The sequence below is a fragment of the Streptomyces sp. NPDC054783 genome (assembly GCF_053611725.1).
Window position 1 is genome coordinate 58,331 of the sequence record NZ_JBSHAY010000007.1, and the last position, 16,007, is coordinate 74,337.

Genomic DNA, 16,007 nt, shown 5'->3' on the forward strand with positions numbered 1-16,007 from the left:
CGGGCGGGCGTCCGCCTACCGTGTGCGCATGAGCGACGTCCGGATAGTCACCGAGGCCGACTTCGAGGACTGGCAGCGCGCGCTGGCCACCGGGTTCCTGGAGTCACCCGTCCTGGCGCCCGAGCAACTCGACGCCCGGCGACTGCAGTTCGTGCCGGGTCGGCTGCTCGGCGCCTTCGACCGCGGCCGGTGCGTCGCCACCTTCCGCTCCTTCGCGCAGGAACTCACCGCGGTGGGCGGCGGCCTGGTCCCGGCGGACGCGATCAGCAATGTCACCGTCAGCCCCACCCACCGCCGCCGTGGCCTGCTCACCCGCATGATGAACCAGGACCTCGCGGCGGCGAAGGAACGCGGCGACGTGGTCGCCACGCTGATCGCCGCCGAGTACCCCATCTACGGCCGCTACGGCTTCGGCCCGGCCACCTGGTCGACCCAGTGGACCGTCGAGGTGCCCCGAGCCGGCCTCGACCCGCGCTGGTCGGGCCCGGACGACGGGGGCCGTATCGACCTCGTGGACGGCGCGGAGGTACGCAAGCTGGGCCGGGAGTTCTACGAGCGGTTCCGTCGAGCCCAGCCAGGCGCGGTCAGCCGAAGCGAGCTGTGGTGGCAGGTGAACACCGGCGCCGTCCGCTTCCGCGCCGACTGGACCGAGCCGTTCTACGCCGTCCATCGCGCGGCCGACGGCGAGGTCCAGGGCCTGGTGGCGTACAAGTCCGACGAGACCTGGAACGGCAAGCAGCCGGACCAGACCGCCTCCGTGCTCAGGCTCACCGCCACCACTGCGGCGGCCGAGCGCGCCCTGTGGCACTACCTGTGTTCGATCGACTGGATCACCAGGGTCAAGAGCGGCTTCCGCGGCCCCGACGACCTGCTGCCGTACTACCTCCCCGATCCGCGCGCCGCCCGGATCACCGGGCACGCGGACTGGCTTTGGGTGCGGATCCTGGACGTCGTACGGGCCCTGGAGGCACGGACGTACGATGCGACGGGCTCGCTGGTCCTGGAGGTCGTCGACGGCCAGGGGCTGGCCGGGGGCCGGTTCCGGCTGGAGGCCTCGCCCGAGGGGGCGTCCTGTGTCCCGGCGAGCACCGAGGGTGCCGATCTCACGCTGGACGTCGGCGAGTTGGCCTCGGTATGGCTCGGCGGGGAGTCCTTGCTGCGGCTCGCGGCGCTCGGGCGGGTGCGGGAAGAGCGAGAGGGCGCCGCCCGGAAGGCCGACGCCCTGTTCCGCGCGCCCGGGCGTCCTTGGTGCCCGGACATCTTCTGACCGCTCCCTGCTGACCGGTTCCTTCCTCCTGGCGACCCTGACTGTGCATCCGTAGCGAGCTGTTCAGTTGTGGCTGTGCCGACGGTGTTCAGTTGTGGCTGTGCGATGTCGTGTTCAGTTGTGACTGTGCGCTTTCGTTGGCCGTCCCCTGTCCGGGCTCCCGGCTCCCCTCCGGAAGGGAGCCCGGTCGGCCAACCGCTGGGAAGCCTGACCATGTCCTGCAAGTTGGCAGCCAACTTCACTGTACTTATCTCCGTTGGGAAGCGGCTCATAACCAGCTGTCGATGAACTGCCGCAACTTGGCGGGAAGTTGTAGTGTTTGTCCGTGGACCCGGAGCACGCCTCCGCCAGTGGACGGACGAGGTCACAGCGGCCCCACGCGTCCCATCGCGACATCGCCGACGAACTGCGCAGCCGGATCAGGACCGGTGTGCTGCGGCCGGGGCAGCGCATGCCCACGCAGGCGGAGCTGGCCGTCGAGTTCGGCGTCGAACGCGGCGCCGTGCGCCAGGCCTTGCGCATCCTGCAGTCGGAGCACCTGCTCACCAACGTCTCCAAGGGCAGCCCGGCCACCGTGGCGGCGGTGCCCGGCCCGGCCCGGCTGCCGACCGGACCGGCTGCGCCGCCGCAGCCCACGATGGTCGGCCTCGCACCCCGGATAGCGGAGGCCTTCGCCGCCCCCCACGTGCGGATCGACGCGCTCTGCCTGACCTCGGTCTCGCTCACGCTGGCCGTCGGCGAGCCGCTCCGGCAGATCCACGCGGGACGGCTGAAACCGGCCAAGATCGATGTGCGGGTGCTGCTGCCCAGCCGGGACATCGACCTCGCATTCCCGGCCCCGGTGGCCGCCGACGACCATGGTCTGCTGCACCGGCGCTGGCTGGCCCAGCGCAACGCCCAGGGCATGGTGCTGCGGCAGAACCTGCTGGCCCTGTGCACCACGCACGGCGTCGACGTCCGGGTCTCCTTCCGTGCCCTGCCGTTCACCCCGCCGGTCAAGCTGTACCTGCTCAACGGCTCCGAGGCGCTGTTCGCGTACTACACGCTGAAGCGCCACGAGCGGGAGATCGAGCACGAGCACCTGGAGCTGTACGACACCGACGGCACGCGCTCGATGCTGTTCGCCTTCGAGCGGCGTGCCGGGCGGCGGGACGCCGCGTTCGTGGAGCAGTCGCGGCTGTGGTTCGACGCGCTGTGGGAGACGATCAGTTCGGATCTCCTGCTGCACTCATAGGGCCGGGCCCCGGAGGGTCACAGCGCCGGGCCCGCGAGGAGCACGGCGAGCAGTACGGCGCCGGCGGAAGTGGCCTTGTGGCTCCTGGTCTCGATGCCGCCCGTGAACAGCAGCATGCCCACGGCGCCGACGACGCCGTACTTCCACTGGACCAGTTGCTCGATGAGGAAAACGAGGGCAGGCACGGCGGTTCCCCCTAACGAAGATTGGCCAACTCGCAAAAGTTGGCAACCAACTCCACTTAAGTTGTCCCCACTTGGTCCCAGTTCATAAACAACTCCCAGGCAACTCCCCAAAGATGGATCAAAGTTGTAGCGTTTGGTCGTGACTCAGGAGCATGTGGCAGTGAACGGCGGCAGGAGGCTCACTCCCCAGGAGATCGCCGCCACCCTGCGCGAGCGGATCCGCACCGGCGAGCTGCAGCCCGGCGAGCGGCTGCCCACCCAGGCGGAGCTGGCCGGGGAGTTCGGCGTCGAGCGGGGTACCGTACGCCAGGCGCTGCGCGTGCTCCAGGAGGACGGGCTGCTCGCCGACGTCAGCAAGGGCAGCCCGCCGCGGGTCGCCGAGCCGGCGCCCGCGCGCGGGGAGCCGCAGCCGACCATGGTGGCGCTCGCGCCCCGGCTGACCGAGGCGTTCTCGGCGCCGCACGTGCGCATCGACGCCGTCTGCCTGACCGCGCAGAGCCTGATCCCCGCGCTCGGCGAGGCGCTGCGCCTGGTCCACGAGGGCCGGCTGCACCCCGAGCGGATCGACGCCCGCATCCTGCTGCCGTCCCGCGACATCAACCTCGCCTTCCCGGTCTCGGTCGACGCCGGCAGCGAGGAGGACGACGCCGTCCACCAGCGCTGGCTGGCCATGCGCAACGCCCAGGGCCAGGTGCTGCAGTACAACCTCCAGGCGCTGCGCGGCACCCACGACATCGACGTCCATGTCACCTTCCGGGCGCTGCCGTTCACCCCGCCGGTGAAGCTGTACCTGCTCAACGGGGTGGAGGCGCTGTTCGCGCACTACATGATCGCGCGACGGGAGGAGCCCACCGAGAGCGGGACGCTTCAGATGTGGGACACCCTCGGCTCGGAGTCGCTGCTGTTCTCCTTCGAGCAGCGGGCCGGTCAGCGGGACGCGGCGTTCGTGGAGCAATCGCAGAAGTGGTTCGACGCCCTCTGGGAAACCATCACCACGGACCTGACACTCTCCTAGTGACTTCTGATGCGACGACGCAGACCGAGACGGCGCTGACTGAGGCGACGCAGACCGTACAGACCGCGAACGAGATCGACCGGCTCCGGGACCTGACCGGAGGTGCCCGGGTGGTCCTGTGGGACTTCGACGGACCGATCTGCCGTCTGTTCGCGCGCCACAGGGCGGAACGCGTCGCGGCCGAGCTGGTGGACTGGCTGGCCGGGCGCGGGCTCCACAACCTGCTCAGCGACTCCGAGCGCGACTCGCTGGACCCGCACGTGGTGCTGCGCGCCGTGGACCGCCGGCACCCCGGCAGCGACCTCGTGGCCGAGCTGGAGGAACGTCTCACCCAGGAGGAGCTGCGGGCCGCCGGCTCCGCGCTGCCCACCCCCTACGCCGACCCGCTGATACGCACGTGGACCGCGGTCGGCTCCCGCCTGGCGATCACCACCAACAACTCCCCCAGAGTGGTCCGCGCCTATCTGCGGGGCCGCGGTCTCACCGCCTGCTTCGCCCCTCACATCTACGGCCGCACGACCGACCTGCACCTGCTCAAGCCCGACCCGCACTGCCTCAACCGGGCGCTGGCCGCGACGGGCTCCGCCCCCTCGGCGGCCCTGATGATCGGCGACTCGCCCTCCGACCTCGCCGCCGCGAACAACGCCGGCGTGCCGTTTCTCGGCTACGCGCGTAACGAACGGAAGGGGAAGCTTTTGCGGGAGGCCGGAGCCGGGTGCGTGGTCGCGTCGCTGGAGCCGCTGCTGCGCGTGCTGCGCGGCCGGTGACGGCGGGCCGGCCGGCGTCCGGAACGCCGGCCCGCGGCGCGCGCCGCCCCCGCCTGCGGATCCAGGCCGTCAGCGACACCAGCATTCCCGCGCCCCAGAGGACGAGCTGACTCAGGTCGTCGATCTGCACGTCCAACCCGAGCACATGGATCGTCACGGCTTCCCACCCCCTCGGGTCTCCGGCGACCGGTCAACCGGTCAACCCCTCAAGCTCGCCCTGTTGACTGGTGAAGTTGGCTGCTTGTGGCAGCATGCCCGGTCAACTAGATCCAGTAACCGCGCAGTTGACTTGACTGGTTGCCTGACTGGTGGGGGTTTGCGGCCGGTGCGCGGGAGGTACGTACCGCATGTGACGGTCGATCGGAAGGACGAGGCCGGCGAGGCCGGCGGCCACGAGTTTCTCCGGGTCGCGGAGGAACTGCGGGCGCGGATGGCCGACGGCTTCTACCCGGTGGACACGTTCCTGCCCTCCCAGAACGTGCTGGCGAAGGAGTTCGGGATCTCCCGGGACACCGTGCAGCGGGCCCTGCACGTGCTGCGCGGCGAGCGCTGGATCGAGTCCCGGCAGGGCAAGGGCACGCGGGTGGTGAGGAACCAGCGCATCCAGTCCTCGACGCCCCAGGCGAGCCGGTCCCGGCGCCAGCTGACCCTCGGCCCGCTGATCGCCGAGGCCTTCGAGCGTTCCGAAGTCACCATGGACATCCACACGTTGACGTCCGAGAGCCTGAACACCCACATCCACGCGCAGGCGGAGCGGATCCGCGCCGGGGTCATCGCGCCCCGGCGGATCGCGCTGCGTCTGATCCTGCCGTCCGCGATCCACGCCCTGCCCTACCCGCGGGGAGTGAACAGGAAGGACGACGAGCGGCTGAGGAAGCGGCTGCGGGGCATCGCCGACACCCAGCTCGCCTCCCTCGAGAAGGTTCTCGGGGAACTGCGCACGGAGAAGCTCGTCCCGTCGGTGGAGTACGAGTTCCGCCACGCGCCTTTCGCGCCCACGTTCAAGCTCTACATCATCAACCGCTCCGAGGTGCTGCACGGTCTCTACGTACCGCTCGTGCGCCCCGTACTGCTCGCCCCCCGCGAGGAGGTCCAGGCGGTGGACGTCCTGGGGCTCGGCGCGACCCTCACCCACCACGTCCGCGACAGCCGCGCGGACTCGCCGGGGTCGACCTTCGTGGACAGCATGACGACGTGGTTCGAGGCCACCTGGGAGCTGCTGACGGACGAGGCCGCGAAGCCCGCGCAGCAGTAGCCCACGCCGTTCGAGAGGGTCTCGAGCACCGTGCTGTAGCATGCGCGCACCGCGTGAGCAACCGCTCCCGTTCGTACGTACGGGATGGCAAACGTGCCAACCCGAATCGGCCTGACGCAGACGAGCGCCCAACACACCCGTTGTGGCTACTCGGCCTCTGTTCCGGTCGTGCGGACAGACACCCGCGTTTATCGTTTGCCATACTTTCCACCAGCGCGAGTATTTTCGGAGCGGCCAGTGGGCGCACCCTCCGTTCCCCGCCTCTTTCGCGGGGAACGCGCCGGACCCGGCACAGTGCATGCGCTGTACGAAGGTTTTGTGGGCCTCGCCACGCGAGGGGGCCAGCTGAGCAGCGGCCATCACAACGACAACTACCGGATCCCGCTCACCCTGCCGATGGCGCAGCTTTTGGGCCGGGACGCGGGGACGCCGGTGACCGTGCGGATCAGGCGCGCGGCGGCGCTGCCGGTGGTGATCAGGACGTGGGCCAACGAGGCGGAGATCCTCCGGGCGGTCAGGGGTGTCCTGCCGCACGTGCCGGAGTGCCTCGCGGAGGGGGAGGGGTTCGCCATCCACAGCCATGTGGAAGGCGTGCCGCTGTCCAGCGTCTGCGGCAACGGCAAGCCCGTCGACGCACTGCTGATCAAGGCGCTCGCCGGGCTGCTCGCCCAGATGGCCCAGGTGCGCCGGCGCGCGCTGCCGCCGCTTCCGGCCGGCTGGCCCAGCAACGACCAGGACAGCCAGGGCTTTCTGCAGACGCTGGCGCACCTCGCCGACCAGCAGATCCGCCGGCCCAACTGGATGGCGTTCGGCGGCCTGTTCGCGGCGCTCGGCATCCCGGAGGACGCTCTCCTCCGGCTGGCCCAGCGGGTGCCGCCGATGGCGCGCCGGCCGTACAGCCTGCTCCACGCCGACCTGCACCGCGACAACCTGATCATGACGTATGCCGGGGACCCGCCGTTGATCTGCGTCGACTGGGAGCTGGCGACGTACGGGGACCCGCTGCACGACCTGGCGACCCATCTCGTGCGCATGCGCTACCCGAGGCACCAGTGGTCGGAGGTGATCGACGCCTGGGCCGAGGCCATGCAGCGGATCCGCCCCGGGGCCGTCAACGGACTGACCAAGGACCTGCGCCACTACATCGCCTTCGAGTGGGCGCAGTCGGTGTACCCGGACGTCATGCGCGCCGCGGTCTCCCTGGACGAGGCGTTCGACCAGAAGGGGCTGGACCATGCCACGGGGCAGGTGTGCCGTGCCCTGGAAGCGGCCCAGGAACCGCTGAACCTGCGCAGCCTGCCCGGCGAGGCGGAGATCGAGCGGGTCCTGTTCCGCTGGCGCATCTCCCGGGGGAAGGCACGCAAGGGTCTGTTCTCCACGTTCGTCCTGCCTTCCTGGAACCCGGACAGACGGGTGCCCGAGCATCGGGACTTCCCTTATTCGGCCGTGCATGCGGCACTGCATGCGGAGGGCGCCGCTCCGGCCGGCCGGGTGTTCAAGGGAACGGCCCACCTGAATTCCGTGGTCCGGGTTCCCGGCATCGGATTCCCCGTCGTGGTGCGGCGAAAGGTGGCGAACGTCTGCCGGCGCGAACGCAGCTTTCTCAGCGAGCACGCGGTGCTGCGGGCCATCGAGGATTCGGGGGTTCCGGTGGCGGCGCCGAGGATTCTCGCCCTGGGCGAGAGCTATCCCGGGAAATTCCGGAAGGACAGCTTCGCCATCCACACCTACGAGGGACCGCTCGACACCAACCGGCCGCCCGACCACCCCGTGCACGGCCTGCTCCCGCACGAGGCGGACCGGCTGGTCGACCAGCTCTGCGCGCTGAAGGACGTGGACTACACCGAGCTCGACCCCGCGGCCGGTGAGCGGGACTTCGGCTTCTACGGCTGGCTGGCGGACCAGCTCGTCGCGCTGGTCCGGGGCCTGCCCAAGGAGTCCCAGCAGCTGGCCCGGCTGCTCGGCCTGCCCGAGGCGGACCGGCTCCGGCAGATGCTGGCCCGGCACGACGTGAGCCCGCGCAAGCAGACGCTGCTGCACGGCGACCTGAATCCGTGGAACCTCGTGCGCCGTGACGACGCCCTCGCGCTCACCCTCATCGACTGGGAGCTGGCGGCCGTGGGCGATCCCCTGTACGACCTGGTCAGACACATGCACCTGACGCCGACCCGGCCGGAGATCCGGGACCGGATGTTCCGCCGCTGGCAGTCCCTGATGCCCGCCGCGTACACCCGCGACTGGCAGCAGGACTGGCGGGTCTACCGGTGGATCGAGATCGTCCGCTCCGCCTACGTGGACCTCGACCGGCTGGTCACCGGCGCGAGCCTGGACGCCCCCAACGTCCGCCGGGCCGTGGACTCGTACGCCATGACCCTGGCGGCGGCCAAGGGCTCACTGGGCCTGCCCGTCCGCCCGACGGCGAACCCCTATCTTGCCCGGGCCCTGGCATAGGGGGACCATGACGGAACCGAAATCCGGTTCGCCCAGGGGCACTTGACGTCGGCCTGCCGGGGCGGGATGGCGCGGAGGGGGCGTGCATGTCCGGAGGGTCGAGCGGTTCGGTGCAGGACGGTCTGGGCTCACGGCTGCGCCGCTTCCAGGAGCGGTTCGAGTCGCTGGTGACCCGTGTGCTGCTGCTGGGGATCTTCGTCACCGGTCTGACCGCCCAGTTCGTGAAGCCGGTCGGTGATGCGCTGGAGGGCAAGGCCTACCTCGGCGGAGCCCTGCTCAGTCTGGTCGGCTATGTGCTGTACGACCAGGTGAAGGAGCTGACCTCCGCCGTGCGCGTGCCGAGCCGGGCGCTCGTGAACTCCAGTCAGCTCGGAAGCTTCGTCAGCGAGGCCTTCGGGGCCCGGAGGGTGGAGATCAGCTTTCTCGGCTACACGGGCGAGACGCTCTTCAACGCCCTCTACCACCGTCTGGAGGACCTCCTCGACAACCCCGGTCCCATCCGCCGGGTGTCGATCCGCATGCTGGTCCCGGACTTCGGCCGGCCGATGACGGTGCCGTCCAAGGTGGGGGACGACGACGTGCCCGTGGACGACCCCGACTTCCGCAAGCGCATGGAGGAGCGCTGCCGTGAGTACGACGGCATCCTGTCGCAGCTCGCGGAACGGCTCACCGCGACCGGCCGGGTCGTCGTGGAGTGCGAGTACCGGTTCTACCCGGGGATCCCGCGCGACAAGATCTGCATCTTCAACCGGGAACAGGTGCTGCACGGCCTGTACGACCTGTCCGCGCGGATGCGGCTGCACCACTTGGGCGACGAGTACTACGACCCGAAGGGGTACCGGACCGATCTGAACGTGTGGTCGAGGAAGGGCTCGGCCGCCGCCGAAGCGGCCGTCTCGACGTGGAACAAGCACTTCGACTGCCTGTGGGAGCTGGCGAGACGGCCTCGCTGGCGCCGGGGAGGGACGGCCTGAGGGCGGTGCCGGCCGGGTCCCGGTGGTCGCCGCGCTGCGTAGGCTCGCCCCATGGGTGAGATGGGCCTGCGTGAGCGCAAGAAGCAGAAGATGTACCAGGACGTGTCGGACATCGCCGTGCGGCTGTTCCTGGAGCGGGGCTTCGACGCGGTGTCCGTGGCCGAGGTCGCGGCGACGGCCGGGATCTCCAAGCCGACGCTCTTCCGGTACTTCCCGGCGAAGGAGGACCTGGTCCTGCACCGGATCGCGGACCACGAGACGGAGGCCGCGCGGGTGGTGGCCGGTGAGGCCGATCCGGTGGACGCGCTGCGCCGGCACTTCCTCGCCGGTCTCGAGCGGCGCGACCCGGTCACCGGGCTGAACGACCACCCCGCGGTGCTCGCCTTCCACACCCTGCTCTACGGCACTCCGGCCCTGGTGGCGCGGGCGCACTCCCATCTGGAGCGGTCGGAGGCGGCGCTCGCCGAGGCGCTCGGCGGCGGACTGGACGCGCGGCTGGCCGCCGGGCAGATCATCGCCGTACAGCGCATCCTCGCCCAGGAGAACTGGCGGCGGGTCGCGGCGGGGGAGCGGATCGAGGAGGTGGCACCGGATGCCGTACGGGCGGCCGAGCGGGCGTTCCGGCGGCTGGGGGAGGGGCTGCCGGAGCTGAGGCGCAAGGGCTGAGCGAGGGTGTATGAGACTCGGTTAAAAATTTAACTCGGTTACGTTATGGCGGTACGCTGGTGTCATGACGTCACTCGACCCCGCCCTCACGGACACCCTGCACACCGAGCGCGCCTACCACGACACCTGCCGCGCCGCCCTCGCCGCAATGGTCGAGGGCGCCGCCGAACAGGTCGTCATCGGCGAGGACGTCTCCGCCTCCGGAGCCGACGCCGAGGTCCTCGGCCACCGCCTGCGCAGCCAGGCCAAGGCGCTGCGCGAACTGCCGCCCGGCCCCCTGTTCTTCGGCCGCCTGGACTTCACCGGCACCGACCCGGAGCACGGCGGACAGAGCTACCACCTGGGGCGCCTGCGCATCACCGAGAACCCGGCCGCCCCGCCGCTCGTGGTCGACTGGCGGGCCCCCGTCTCCCGCGCCTTCTACCAGGCCGGCGCCCGCGACCCGCGCGGCGTCGAGGTACGGCGCCGGTTCGGCTGGGCGCCTGGCAGCCGGGGCGCCTCCGCCGACCTCACCGGGCTGGAGGACGAGCACCTGGGCCGGGGCGAGTCCCGGACCAGCGACATCCTCGCCCGCGAGATCGAGCGGCCCCGCGTCGGACCCATGCGGGACATCGCCGCCACCATCCAGCCCGAACAGGACGACCTCGTGCGCGCCGCCCTCACCGACTCGGTGTGCGTCCAGGGTGCGCCCGGCACCGGCAAGACCGCCGTGGGCCTGCACCGCGCCGCGTACCTGCTGTACACCCATCCCAAGCGGCTCCAGCGCGCCGGACTGCTGATCCTCGGCCCCAACCGCACGTTCCTGCACTACATCGCCGAGGTGCTGCCCTCGCTCGGCGAGACCGGCGTAAGCCAGTCGACGCTCCTGGAGGAGATCGCCCGGCACCCGGTCACCGGCACCGACCCGGCGGACACGGCGGCGCTCAAGCACGACGCCCGCATGGCCGAGGTGCTGCGCCGGGCGCTGTACGGCAGGGTCACCACCGACGGCGTGAGCGACCTCGCCGTGAAGGACGGCTCCAGCTGGTGGCGGGTGCCCGCCGGGGAACTGGCCGCTGTCGTCGAGGCGGTGCGCACCGAGGAGCCGCTGTACGCCATCGGCCGCGAGCGGGTGCGCACCCGGGTGGTACGGCGGCTGCGCGAGCGGGCCGAACGGCGCTCCGGGGTCCTGCCCGCCTCCTGGGTGCGCCGCGTCGAACGGGCCCGCCCGCTCACCGAGCACCTCGACCTGGTCTGGCCCAAGGTCCGCCCCGAGGAGGTGCTGACCCAACTCCTCAGCGATCCAGGCGCGTTGTCCCGGTCGGCGGACGGCCTGCTGGACCCGGACGAGCAGGCGGCGCTGCTGTGGTCCCGCCCGCCGCGCTCGTACAAGTCGGCCCGCTGGTCGGCCGCCGACCTGGTCCTGCTGGACGAGCTCTCCGGTCTGATCGAGCACCCGGAGGGCTACGGTCACATCGTCGTCGACGAGGCGCAGGACCTCTCGCCCATGGAGTGCCGGGCCATCGCCCGCCGCGCCGCCTTCGGCTCACTGACCGTCCTCGGCGACCTCGCCCAGGGCACCATCGCGTGGGCCGCCCGCGACTGGTCGGTCCAGCTGCGCCACCTCGGCCGGCCGGACGCGGCCGTGGTCCCGCTGACCACCGGCTTCCGGGTGCCGGCGGCCGTCGTGGACCTGGCCAACCGCCTGCTGTCCCGCCTGGACGTGTCGGTACCCCCGGCCCACTCCCTGCGTGCGGACGGCGCGTTGAGGATGCGCCCGACCGACGACGTGCCGGGCACGACCGTGACCGCGGTGCGCGAGGCGCTGGCCCACGAGGGCTCGGTGGGCGTCGTGACGGCCGACGCGGACCTGGACGCCGTACGGCAGGCGCTCACGGCGGCCGGCCTCGACCCGGCCGGCCCGGACGCGCTCGGCGCCCACCTGACCCTGGTCCCGGCGAGCATGGTCAAGGGCCTGGAGTACGACCATGTCGTCGCCGTGGAACCGGCGGCGGTGGCGGAGGCGGAGGAGCGCGGGGCGCATCGCCTGTACGTCGTGCTGACGAGGGCGGTCTCCCGCCTGGACGTGGTCCACGCCCGTGCGCTCCCCTTCTGAACAGGGGATGCCGTGTTCTGACAGGGGATGGGATCCCGCCTTCCGCAGCCGGTGGGGGCCGGCTCTCCTCGGCCTCTTCACCCGCGTCCGCCCCCTGCTGGGCCCAGGGGCCTGGGCGGCGTGCGAGACGGTGCCGGCCGGATGGCTCAGCCGCCCCTCACGCCTCCACGTACTCGGCCAGGTGCTCCCCCGTCAGCGTCGAGCGCGCTTCGACCAGGTCGGACGGGGTGCCCTCGAAGACGACGCGGCCGCCGTCGTGACCGGCGCCGGGGCCGAGGTCGATGATCCAGTCGGCGTGGGCCATGACCGCCTGGTGGTGTTCGACCACGATGACCGACTTGCCGGAGTCGACCAGGCGGTCCAGGAGGGCGAGGAGCTGTTCCACGTCGGCCAGGTGGAGACCGGTGGTCGGCTCGTCGAGGACGTAGATTCCGCCCTTGTCGGCCATGTGCGTGGCCAGCTTCAGGCGCTGGCGCTCGCCGCCGGAGAGCGTGGTGAGCGGCTGGCCCAGGGTGAGGTAGCCGAGGCCGACGTCCGACATCCGCTCGAGGATCTTGTGGGCCGCCGGGACCCGCGCCTCACCCGTGGCGAAGAACTCCTCCGCCTCGGTCACCGACATCGCCAGCACCTCCGCGATGTCCCGCCCGCCGAAGGTGTACTCCAGAACCGAGGCCTGGAAGCGTTTGCCCTCGCACTCCTCGCAGGTCGTGGCGACACCGGCCATCATCGCCAGGTCGGTGTAGATGACCCCGGCGCCGTTGCAGGTCGGGCAGGCGCCCTCGGAGTTGGCGCTGAACAGCGCCGGCTTGACGCCGTTGGCCTTGGCGAACGCCTTGCGGATCGGCTCCAGCAGTCCGGTGTACGTCGCCGGGTTGCTGCGCCGCGAGCCACGGATCGGGGTCTGGTCGATGGACACGACGTCCGCGCCCGACGGCATCGACCCGTGGACCAGCGAGCTCTTGCCGGAGCCGGCCACCCCTGTGATGACGCAGAGGACGCCCAGCGGGATGTCGACGTCCACGTCCTGCAGGTTGTGCGTCGTCGCGCCCCTGATCTCCAGGGCCCCCGTCGGCTTGCGCACCGTGTCCTTGACCGCCGCCCGGTCGTCCAGGTGCCGGCCGGTCAGGGTGCCGCTGGCCCGCAGCTCCTCCACCGTGCCCTCGAAGCAGACGGTGCCGCCCGCCGTACCGGCGCCGGGACCGAGGTCGACCACATGGTCGGCGATCGCGATCGCCTCCGGCTTGTGCTCCACGACCAGCACGGTGTTGCCCTTGTCGCGCAGGCGCAGCAGCAGCTCGTTCATCCGCCGGATGTCGTGCGGGTGCAGGCCGATGGTCGGTTCGTCGAAGACGTACGTCACGTCGGTCAGCGACGAGCCGAGGTGGCGGATCATCTTCACCCGCTGGGCCTCGCCGCCCGAGAGCGTGCCCGCCGGGCGGTCGAGCGAGAGATAGCCGAGGCCGATCTCCACGAACGACTCGAGGGTGTGCCGCAGGGAGGCCAGAAGCGGTGCCACCGTCGGCTCGGCGAGCCCTCGTACCCACTCGGCCAGGTCGCTGATCTGCATCGCGCACGCGTCGGCGATGCTGACGCCGCCGATCTTCGAGGACCGGGCCGCCGCGGTGAGCCGGGTGCCCTCGCACTCGGGGCAGACGGTGAAGGTGACCGCACGGTCCACGAACGCCCGGATGTGCGGCTGCATGCCCTCCTTGTCCTTGGCGAGCATCGACTTCTGGATCCGCGGGATCAGACCCTCGTAGGTCATGTTGATGCCCGCGATCTTCATCCGGGTCGGCTCGCGGTACAGGAAGTCGTGCAGCTCCCGCTTGGTGAACTTGCGGACCGGCTTGTCCGGGTCGTACAGGCCGGACTCGGTGTAGAGGCGGTAGTTCCAGCCGCCCGTCTTGTAGCCGGGGACGGTGAGCGCGCCCTCGTTGAGGGAGAGGGAGTCGTCGAAGAGCTGGGTGAGGTCGAGGTCGGTGACCGTGCCCCGGCCCTCGCAGCGCGGGCACATGCCGCCGGTGATGCTGAAGCTGCGCCGTTCCTTCACCTGCTGCCCGCCGCGCTCCACGGTGACCGCACCGGCACCGCTGATGGAGGCGACGTTGAAGGAGTACGCCTTGGGCGAGCCGATGTGCGGCTTGCCGAGCCGGCTGAACAGGATGCGCAGCATGGCGTTGGCGTCGGTGGCGGTGCCGACCGTGGAGCGGGGGTCGGCGCCCATCCGCTGCTGGTCCACGATGATCGCGGTGGTGATCCCGTCGAGAACGTCGACCTCGGGGCGCGCGAGCGTCGGCATGAAACCCTGTACGAACGCGCTGTACGTCTCGTTGATCAGCCGCTGCGACTCCGCGGCGATCGTGTCGAACACCAGCGAGCTCTTGCCGGAGCCCGACACACCGGTGAACACGGTCAGCCGGCGCTTGGGCAGCTCCACGCTGACGTCCTTGAGGTTGTTCTCCCGGGCGCCGTGCACACGGATCAGGTCGTGGCTGTCGGCTGCGTGCGGTGCGGTGGCGTCGTCCATGCCGGTCACGGTAGCGGGGCCGGTCCGCCCGGCGCTTCTCGAATCCTGACGACAATCCCACGGCCCGACGAGCCGGGTGTCACACCCGGGAGCCCGGCGGTGTCTTCATGGCGAACCGGTCAGCACATGAGGAGGACACCATGACACTGCGCATTCCGAAGGCAGAACTGCCCGCCGAGCTGCGGGAGGCCCTGCTGAAGCAGCTCGGTTCCGTGCCCGAGCCCGACGAAGTGCTGTGGAACCACCCGGAACTCGCCGTGGCCAACCGGGAGTTCGCCATGAAGGTCGGCACGTGGACCGCGGCCCCCGCGGACCTCAAGACCTTCGCGCACATGGCCGTCGCCGCACAGGTCGGCTGCAGCTGGTGCCTCGACGTCAACTACTTCCTCGCACTGAACCAGAACCTGGACCTCACCAAGGCGAGCCAGGTGCCGCGCTGGCGGGAGTCGGAAGTGTTCACGCCGCTGGAGCGGGACGTGCTGGAGTACGCCGAGGCCATGACGAACACCCCGACGACAGTCACCGACGAGCTGTCGGCGCGGCTGCTCGACCGGCTCGGCCCGGCGGCGCTGGTCGAACTCACCGTGGTCATCGGCTTCGCCAACTTCGCGAGCCGCAGCAACACGGCCCACGGGATCACCTCGCAGGGCTACTCCGAGGCCTGCGAGATCCCCGTGGCCGCGCGTCAGGAGCAGCCGGCTTCATGACCGAGGATCCCTTCGTCGCCCACCGCAGCCTGCTCTTCACGGTCGCCTACGAGATGCTCGGCTCGGCGGCCGACGCCGAGGACGTCCTGCAGGAGTCCTGGCTGCGGTGGGCCGGCGTCGAGCAGGCCGGCGTGCACGACGCGCGGGCGTACCTGGTGCGGATCGTCACCCGGCAGGCGCTCAACCGGCTGCGCACCCTGTCGCGCAGCCGCGAGGAGTACGTCGGCGAGTGGCTGCCGGAACCGCTGCTGACCAGCCCGGATGTCGCCGAGGACGTCGAACTCGTGGAGAGCGTGTCGATCGCGATGCTGACGGTCCTGGAAACCCTCGGGCCGACCGAGCGGGCGGTGTTCGTGCTGCGCGAGGTCTTCGAGCTGCCGTACGGGGAGATCGGCGAGGCGGTCGGGAAGACGGCGGCCACGGTACGGCAGATCGCGCGGCGCGCCCGTGAGCACGTGGCGGCCCGGCGGCCGCGCGTGCGGGTGACCCGCTCCGAGCAGCAGGCCGTGGTGGACCGCTTCCTGGCCGCACTGCGCACCGGGCAGCTCGGGGAGCTGCTGGAGATCATGGCCCCGGACGTGGTCATGGTCACCGACGGGGGCGGGGTGGTGGCCGCGGCCACGACGCCGTTCCACGGGGCCGCCGTGGTCGCGGAGGTGCTCGCGCGCGCACACCGGGTGGTGGACACGCTGGAGACGACGGCGGTGTGGCTCAACGGCGCCCCGGCCGGCCGCGTCGACTTCGACGGCGAGCCGAGCACGGTGAGCCTCACGGTGGAGGACGGCCGGATCACCCGGATCCACGTGGTCCGCAACCCGCACAAGCTGACCCGCCTGGACGAGCCGGCCGAACTCGCCCGGTGAG

At 71.0% G+C, this 16,007-nt stretch carries 13 protein-coding genes; 11 read left to right on the forward strand and 2 right to left on the reverse strand.

Annotation, left to right across the window (positions count from 1 at the left end; genetic code table 11):
* Window positions 1-28: 28 nt before the first annotated feature.
* On the forward strand, window positions 29-1,267 hold the full coding sequence (locus ACWGJ5_RS14990) for a GNAT family N-acetyltransferase (RefSeq protein WP_453310147.1): 1,239 nt from the start codon (window positions 29-31) through the stop codon (window positions 1,265-1,267).
* Window positions 1,268-1,586: 319 nt separating this feature from the next.
* The gene (locus ACWGJ5_RS14995) at window positions 1,587-2,501 is read left to right on the forward strand and encodes a GntR family transcriptional regulator (protein WP_453310148.1); all 915 of its coding nucleotides are present in this window, start codon (window positions 1,587-1,589) and stop codon (window positions 2,499-2,501) included.
* Window positions 2,502-2,518: 17 nt separating this feature from the next.
* Here ACWGJ5_RS14995 and ACWGJ5_RS15000 read toward each other — a convergent pair whose 3' ends face one another.
* Window positions 2,519-2,686 carry a hypothetical protein gene (locus tag ACWGJ5_RS15000; RefSeq protein WP_453310149.1) on the reverse strand — a complete coding sequence of 56 codons (168 nt, stop codon included), beginning with the start codon at window positions 2,684-2,686 and terminating at the stop codon, window positions 2,519-2,521.
* A gap of 133 nt (window positions 2,687-2,819) precedes the next feature.
* Between ACWGJ5_RS15000 and ACWGJ5_RS15005 the strand changes: the two genes are divergently transcribed.
* From ACWGJ5_RS15005 to ACWGJ5_RS15035, 7 genes are all read left to right on the forward strand, one after another.
* On the forward strand, window positions 2,820-3,701 hold the full coding sequence (locus ACWGJ5_RS15005; protein WP_453310150.1) for a winged helix-turn-helix domain-containing protein: 882 nt from the start codon (window positions 2,820-2,822) through the stop codon (window positions 3,699-3,701).
* A 110-nt stretch (window positions 3,702-3,811) separates the two neighbouring features.
* A complete protein-coding gene (locus ACWGJ5_RS15010) occupies window positions 3,812-4,468 on the forward strand; it encodes an HAD family hydrolase (RefSeq protein WP_453310362.1) in 657 nt (218 codons plus the stop codon).
* A gap of 349 nt (window positions 4,469-4,817) precedes the next feature.
* Entirely contained in the window at window positions 4,818-5,723 is a 906-nt protein-coding gene (locus tag ACWGJ5_RS15015) for a winged helix-turn-helix domain-containing protein (RefSeq protein WP_453310151.1), read from the forward strand.
* Between the two features lie 318 nt (window positions 5,724-6,041).
* Window positions 6,042-8,174, forward strand: coding sequence for a phosphotransferase family protein (locus ACWGJ5_RS15020; RefSeq protein ID WP_453310152.1), 2,133 nt, complete (start codon window positions 6,042-6,044; stop codon window positions 8,172-8,174).
* Between the two features lie 86 nt (window positions 8,175-8,260).
* On the forward strand, window positions 8,261-9,148 hold the full coding sequence (locus tag ACWGJ5_RS15025; protein ID WP_453310153.1) for a hypothetical protein: 888 nt from the start codon (window positions 8,261-8,263) through the stop codon (window positions 9,146-9,148).
* Window positions 9,149-9,199: 51 nt separating this feature from the next.
* Entirely contained in the window at window positions 9,200-9,814 is a 615-nt protein-coding gene (locus ACWGJ5_RS15030; protein WP_453310154.1) for a TetR family transcriptional regulator, read from the forward strand.
* 64 nt (window positions 9,815-9,878) lie between these two features.
* Window positions 9,879-11,909: a HelD family protein gene (locus ACWGJ5_RS15035; protein ID WP_453310155.1), complete on the forward strand. Its 2,031-nt coding sequence runs from the start codon at window positions 9,879-9,881 to the stop codon at window positions 11,907-11,909.
* 157 nt (window positions 11,910-12,066) lie between these two features.
* Here the strand turns inward: ACWGJ5_RS15035 and ACWGJ5_RS15040 are convergent, their stop codons facing one another.
* Window positions 12,067-14,436 carry an ATP-binding cassette domain-containing protein gene (locus ACWGJ5_RS15040; RefSeq protein WP_453310156.1) on the reverse strand — a complete coding sequence of 790 codons (2,370 nt, stop codon included), beginning with the start codon at window positions 14,434-14,436 and terminating at the stop codon, window positions 12,067-12,069.
* Between the two features lie 140 nt (window positions 14,437-14,576).
* Here ACWGJ5_RS15040 and ACWGJ5_RS15045 point away from each other — a divergent pair, with 140 nt between their 5' ends.
* Window positions 14,577-15,143 carry a carboxymuconolactone decarboxylase family protein gene (locus tag ACWGJ5_RS15045; RefSeq protein ID WP_453310157.1) on the forward strand — a complete coding sequence of 189 codons (567 nt, stop codon included), beginning with the start codon at window positions 14,577-14,579 and terminating at the stop codon, window positions 15,141-15,143.
* Window positions 15,140-16,006: an RNA polymerase sigma factor SigJ gene (gene sigJ / locus ACWGJ5_RS15050; RefSeq protein ID WP_453310158.1), complete on the forward strand. Its 867-nt coding sequence runs from the start codon at window positions 15,140-15,142 to the stop codon at window positions 16,004-16,006. Before ACWGJ5_RS15045 ends, sigJ begins: the two co-directional genes overlap by 4 nt.
* Window position 16,007 lies beyond the last annotated feature (1 nt).

Coding starts and splice junctions, on each gene's coding strand:
- ACWGJ5_RS15045 (WP_453310157.1), top strand. CDS start 14,577: ATGACACTGCGCATTCCGAAGGCAGAACTGCCCGCCGAGCTGCGGGAG.
- ACWGJ5_RS15040 (WP_453310156.1), bottom strand. CDS start 14,436: ATGGACGACGCCACCGCACCGCACGCAGCCGACAGCCACGACCTGATC.
- ACWGJ5_RS14990 (WP_453310147.1), top strand. CDS start 29: ATGAGCGACGTCCGGATAGTCACCGAGGCCGACTTCGAGGACTGGCAG.
- ACWGJ5_RS15030 (WP_453310154.1), top strand. CDS start 9,200: ATGGGTGAGATGGGCCTGCGTGAGCGCAAGAAGCAGAAGATGTACCAG.
- ACWGJ5_RS15025 (WP_453310153.1), top strand. CDS start 8,261: ATGTCCGGAGGGTCGAGCGGTTCGGTGCAGGACGGTCTGGGCTCACGG.
- sigJ (WP_453310158.1), top strand. CDS start 15,140: ATGACCGAGGATCCCTTCGTCGCCCACCGCAGCCTGCTCTTCACGGTC.
- ACWGJ5_RS15035 (WP_453310155.1), top strand. CDS start 9,879: ATGACGTCACTCGACCCCGCCCTCACGGACACCCTGCACACCGAGCGC.